Below are 2,623 nucleotides of genomic sequence, written 5' to 3' on the forward strand. Positions count from 1 at the left end.
AGTACTGATGAACTAGATGCATTGACTAGACATCTATTAGAAGCTGGTACAATGGATACAGATGGTATAAGACATAGTACTAAGGTAGCATGGAGAAGCTTAGCTAATCTACAGAAAGAGATAGAGCTTGATAGAGCTGTAGGATATGAAGAAGAAGAACCGTTTAGCTGGGTAGATATCTATAAGACTCAATGTAAGAAGAACATAGTAGGAGGTAAATTATAATAACTAAAAACATACAATAACATGGAAGACATAATAGAGAGAATAGAATTAATAGATTTAATAACAGATTGTATAGAGATGTCAATACCTTATATAATAGTATTAGATAATCAAGAGAGAGAAGTAGTCTTATATCTACCTACACCTCAGTCTAAGGGTACAGAGTATCAAAAGATGACATACGCTCTAGTATCAGCTAAAAAGGTAGTAGAGAGCTTCTTTTCATTAGAACAATATACTGAAGAGATAGAATTCTATAATCCAGAAGATAATTAACATGAAATTTATAATAAGAGATAACAACGATAAGAAACTATTAATAACTCATTTAAAATCATTAGGTGATAATTATGTAGTAGAAGTTAAACAAAATAAAAATACGAGGTCTATGAATCAGAATAAATACTATTGGAAGAACATTGTACAAGAATTAGCTAAAGAACTAGGATATACTGTAGATGAGATGCATGACGCTCTTAAAATTAAGTTTAGTAGTGAATGGTCACAAATAGAGTATAAGGACAAGCTAATACCTTTACATAGTGTTAAATCAACTACAGTAATGAATACTAAAGAATTTGAGCAATACTGTGAATCAATTAGAATATGGGCTATGACTGACTTAAGTATAAGATTAAGAACTCCTAATGAATATGTATAGTATGTCATAATGTCAAAACAAACTGACAAAATGTCTATTAATAAGTATGAAGAAGAAATTACAAAAGGTTACAAATGGTAAGAAGGAAGCGATGAAGAAAGCTTTATATTCTACATTTGGAAATATATCAGAAGCTATAAGACTATTAGAGAAGGAAGATATCTCAATAAGTAGACAGTCTCATTATAGATGGATAGAGCAAGATGAAGATTATTTAGAAGCTGTTAATTCAGCTCAAGATAGAACACTTGACAAAGTAGAGAAAGCTTTACAGAAGCAAATAGAGAACGGTAGTGTACAAGCTACTATCTTCTATTTAAAGACTAAAGGTAAAGAGAGAGGATTCACTGAGAAGACTGAAATAGACCTCAACGCTACTATAGACCCAATACAATTAATTTTTAATGACTAATAACGATAATGTCGTTAAGGTAGAGTTTACTGATAAGCAATCGGAAGCTATGAAGTATCTATTAGATGATAGTACTAAAGAGGTATTATATGGAGGTGCAGCTGGAGGAGGTAAATCATGGGTAGGATGTTCATGGATAATTAGAATGTGTTTACAGAATAAAGGTACTAGATACCTAATAGGACGTTCTAAGCTTGATGCATTAAAGAAGACTACTCTTAATACCTTTTTTGAGGTATGTAGTCACTGGAAGCTTAAAGGAGGTGAACACTATAAGTACAATGGTCAGACTAATGTAATAACATTTTATAATGGTTCTGAGATAATGCTTAAGGATTTATTCTTATATCCCTCAGATAGAAATTTTGATAGTCTAGGTTCATTAGAGATTACTGGTGCTTTTATAGATGAAGCAAATCAGGTTACTGAGAAAGCTAAGAACGTATTAGCGTCTAGGATTAGATATAAATTAGATGAGAATAACTTAGTACCTAAACTATTCATGTCATGTAATCCAGCGAAGAACTGGGTATATTCAGAATATTATAGACCTTCATTAGATGGTAGTATAAGACCTTATAGAAAGTTTATACAAGCTAAGGTAGATGATAATGCATTTATATCTAGACATTATAAAGAGCAATTAAGTCAGATGGATTTGGTATCCAGAAAGAGATTATTAGATGGTGACTGGGAATATGATAATAGTGACGATGTATTGATCGATTATGGAGCTATTACTAATATGTTTACTAATAAGGTAGAAGAAGGACAGAGATATATTACATGCGATGTAGCTAGATTTGGTAAAGATAAATCTGTAGTAATGTTATGGAATGGATTAGCTGTAACACAATTAAAGACGTTTGCTACTAATACTATCACTGAATTAGCTGAGTACATTAAACAGCTTCATAATCAGTATCAAGTACCTTTATATAATATAATAGTAGATGAGGATGGAGTAGGAGGAGGATTAAAGGATATATTAAGATGTAGAGGATTCGTTAATAATAGTACAGCATTAAAGAAAGAGAACTATACTAATCTAAAAACTCAATGTTATTATAAACTATCTGACTTAATTAATAAAGGACAGTTATCTATGTGTAGTGTAGATGTAGATATTAAAGCTGATTTAATACAAGAGCTAGAGCAAGTAAAGAGAACTAAGATAGATGCTGATACAAAGCTTTCTATACTATCTAAAGATAAGATTAAAGATATCATAGGAAGGTCACCAGATTACTCTGATGCCTTAATGATGAGAATGTATTATGAGATTGATGCTAATACTGGTAAATACTTTATCCAATAATTATTAT

General features: G+C 30.9%; 4 protein-coding genes. All 4 read left to right on the plus strand.

Annotated features, from left to right (window positions below; genetic code table 11):
- Window positions 1–225: hypothetical protein (locus tag AAC023_RS14245; RefSeq protein ID WP_339741926.1), on the plus strand; the 225-nt coding region annotated here is incomplete at its 5' end.
- Between the two features lie 277 nt (window positions 226–502).
- Window positions 503–886 (plus strand): hypothetical protein, encoded by a 384-nt coding sequence (locus tag AAC023_RS14250; RefSeq protein WP_339741928.1) that lies wholly within the window; start codon window positions 503–505, stop codon window positions 884–886.
- Window positions 887–932: 46 nt separating this feature from the next.
- Entirely contained in the window at window positions 933–1,298 is a 366-nt protein-coding gene (locus AAC023_RS14255) for a hypothetical protein (protein WP_339741930.1), read from the plus strand.
- Window positions 1,291–2,616 carry a phage terminase large subunit gene (locus tag AAC023_RS14260; RefSeq protein WP_339741932.1) on the plus strand — a complete coding sequence of 442 codons (1,326 nt, stop codon included), beginning with the start codon at window positions 1,291–1,293 and terminating at the stop codon, window positions 2,614–2,616. The genes AAC023_RS14255 and AAC023_RS14260 overlap by 8 nt, the downstream gene beginning before the upstream one ends.
- Window positions 2,617–2,623 lie beyond the last annotated feature (7 nt).

This window comes from uncultured Maricaulis sp. (genome assembly GCF_963976135.1).
Taxonomy (GTDB): domain Bacteria; phylum Pseudomonadota; class Alphaproteobacteria; order Caulobacterales; family Maricaulaceae; genus Maricaulis.